Origin of the sequence: Streptomyces sp. LS1784 (genome assembly GCF_020103755.1) — a bacterium.
Taxonomy (GTDB): Bacteria; Actinomycetota; Actinomycetes; order Streptomycetales; family Streptomycetaceae; genus Kitasatospora.
In genome coordinates this window covers 1-2,904 of sequence record NZ_JAHSQD010000791.1, presented here as the reverse complement: position 1 = coordinate 2,904, position 2,904 = coordinate 1, and the positions used below count along the sequence as shown (strand labels likewise).

Genomic DNA, 2,904 nt, shown 5'->3' with positions numbered 1-2,904 from the left:
GGCGGGCCCGCTCGGCTACCCGGCGGACCACCCCGGCGGTCCGGCCGGCCCCGGCGCTCGCAAGAAGCGCGGCGGCCTGGTCGCCCTGATCGCGGCCGTCGCGCTGGTCGCCGGTGTGGCCGGTGGCACGCTCGGCGTGACCGTCGCCAACCGCGCCGACGACAGCAACTCCCCGAACGACCACCGCAGCACCACCGTCCAGGCCAGCGACACCCAGAAGAACGAGCCCGCCCCCGGCTCGATCGCCGCCATCGCGCAGAAGGCGCTGCCCAGCGTCGTCACCATCAAGGCGCAGGGCAACGGCGAGTCGGGCACCGGCACCGGCTTCGTCTTCGACACCGAGGGCCACATCCTCACCAACAACCACGTGGTGGCGCCGACCCTCAACGGCGGCAAACTGACCGTCAAGTTCGCCGACGGCACCTCGTACAGCGCCTCGGTGCTGGGCCACGCCGAGGGTTACGACGTCGCCGTGGTCAAGATCGACAACCCGCCCAAGAGCAAGCTGGCCCCGCTGCCGCTGGCCGACTCCGACAAGGTCAACGTCGGCGACGCCACCGTCGCGATCGGCGCGCCGTACGGCCTGGAGTCCACCGTCACCAGCGGCATCATCAGCGCCAAGGACCGGCCGGTGGCCTCCGGCGACGAGACCGGATCGCAGGCCTCGTACATGAACGCCCTCCAGACCGACGCCTCGATCAACCCCGGCAACTCCGGCGGCCCGCTGCTCGACTCCGGCGGCGCGGTGATCGGCATCAACTCGGCGATCCAGTCCAACGCTTCCGCCAACGGGCGGGCCGGCAGCATCGGCCTGGGCTTCGCCATCCCGATCAACCAGGCCAAGTGGGTCGCGGACACCCTGATCAAGACCGGCAAGCCGGTCTACGCCAAGCTCGACGTGCTGCGCAACGACGACTACAAGGGCGACGGCGCGCAGATCCAGACCAAGGACATCCAGGGCCAGCCCGCCGTCACCCCCGGCGGCGCGGCCGACAAGGCCGGCCTCAAGCCGGGCGACGTCATCACCAAGCTCGGCGGTGTCCCGATCGAGAACGGCCCCGCCCTGGTCAGCCGGATCTGGACGCACAAGCCCGGTGAGACCGTCGACGTCGAGTACACCCGCAACGGCCAGACCTTCAACACCAAGGTCACCCTCGGCCAGCGCGAGGGCGACCAGTGACCCCCGCCCGCGCCGAAAGGTGTGCGCCGAACCCCGCCGGACCCGTTAGGCTGACCTCCGCCTGGAGAGCTGCCCGAGCGGCCTAAGGGAACAGTCTTGAAAACTGTCGTGGCGTGACCCGTCACCGTGGGTTCGAATCCCACGCTCTCCGCCGGTAGGAGAACCACCTGCTCAGGGCGGGTGCCGAGTTCGCTCGGCACCCGCCCTCGGTGTTTCCCCGGTGGCCGCGGGCGCCGACTGTGGAGCGGCCGGGAAACGGATGCGGGCGGCCGGGTTGACCCTGACACGGTGGCAGGGGATGGAGTGGTCGCATCATGTTGAACATCGGAGACTTCGCCAGCCACGGCCGGGTGTCGGTGCGGATGCTGCGCCACTACGACGCGATCGGGCTGCTGCGGCCCGCCCGGGTGGACTCGGTCAGCGGGTACCGCTTCTACGAGGCGTCCCAACTCGCCCGGCTCAACCGGGTGATCGCGCTCAAGGAGCTCGGCTTCACGCTGCAGCAGGTGCGCGCCGTCCTGGACGAGCAGGTGGACGCGGCCGAACTGCGCGGGATGCTGCGGCTGCGGCGGGCCCAGCTCGCCGAGGCGATCGCGGCCGACGAGCTGCGGCTGGCCCGGGTGGAGGCGAGGCTCCGGACGATCGAGAGTGAGGGAACCATGTCCACGCACGATGTCGTGGTGAAGTCGGTGCCGTCCGTCCGGGTGGCCCAACTGGCCGGTGTGGCCGCGAGTTACGAGCCGGAGGACATCGGACCGGTGATCGGGCCGCTGTTCGCCGAACTGTGCCGGCGGCTGACCGAGGCCGGGATCGAGGCGACCGGCCCGTCCGTCGCCCGCTACCAGGACGCGCCGGAGGGCAACGGCTCGGTGCTGGTCCTGGTCGCCGTCCCGGTCGGCCCGTCGGTGCGGCCGGACGCGCACGACTTCGAGGTGCTCGACCTGCCGCCGATCGAGGAGGCGGCGACGATCGTGCACCGCGGTCCGATGGACGAGGTGCTGGGCACGGTCCAGGAACTGGCCCGCTTCATCGAGGAGAACGGCTACCGCTCGGCCGGCTACGGCCGGGAGCTGTACCTGGAGTGCCCGGAGGACCGGGCCGGATGGGTCACCGAGCTCCAGGAGCCGGTGGTCCGCCGGTAGCGGCGTTTGCCCTCGACCAGGTCGAGGGCCCTAGCGTCGCCCGGCATGACCACCGCCTCCACCGCCGGCACCGGTTCCGGTCCGTCGCCGCGGGCTGCGCTGCCCCGGACGTACCTGCTCTGGCTGGCCGGTGTCCAGGCCGGACTGCTGGGCGACGCCGCGCTGTACTTCGGCCTCGGCTGGGCCGCCTCCGCGCACGGCGGCGGAGCGGCCGGACTGGTCCTGACGGCGATCACGGTGCCGCGCACCGCGCTGGTCCTGCTGGGCGGCGCGGTCGCGGACCGGTTCGGCGCCCGTCGGGTGATGGTCGTCGGGGACACGGTGATGCTGGCCGTGACCGTCGCGCCGGCGCTGGTGGCGGCCGACCGGGGGACGCCGCTGTGGCTGCTGGTCGCGGCGGCCGCCGTGATCGGGACGGTCGACGCCTTCCACCTCCCGGCGAGCGGTTCGATGCCGCGCCGGCTGGTACCCGCCGACCGGCTGCCCCGGGCACTCGCCCTGCGGCAGGCCGGCGGGCAGACCGCCGTCCTGCTCGGGGCACCGCTGGGCGGCCTGCTGGTCGCGGGCGGCGGACTGTCCGGC

3 protein-coding genes and 1 tRNA gene are annotated in these 2,904 nt (G+C 72.6%); all 4 read left to right on the top strand.

Annotated elements, in window-relative coordinates; genetic code table 11:
* Window positions 1–1,180 (top strand): S1C family serine protease (locus KS423_RS42455; RefSeq protein ID WP_224285046.1); only part of this gene is annotated, 1,180 nt, incomplete at its 5' end.
* A gap of 63 nt (window positions 1,181–1,243) precedes the next feature.
* Window positions 1,244–1,331: transfer RNA gene (locus KS423_RS42450), tRNA-Ser, on the top strand.
* Between the two features lie 163 nt (window positions 1,332–1,494).
* Complete coding sequence (locus KS423_RS42445) at window positions 1,495–2,322, top strand: MerR family transcriptional regulator (RefSeq protein WP_224285045.1); 828 nt, start codon at window positions 1,495–1,497, stop codon at window positions 2,320–2,322.
* A gap of 45 nt (window positions 2,323–2,367) precedes the next feature.
* Window positions 2,368–2,904, top strand: a 537-nt coding sequence (locus KS423_RS42440) for an MFS transporter (RefSeq protein ID WP_224285044.1), incomplete at its 3' end; no start/stop codon positions are given.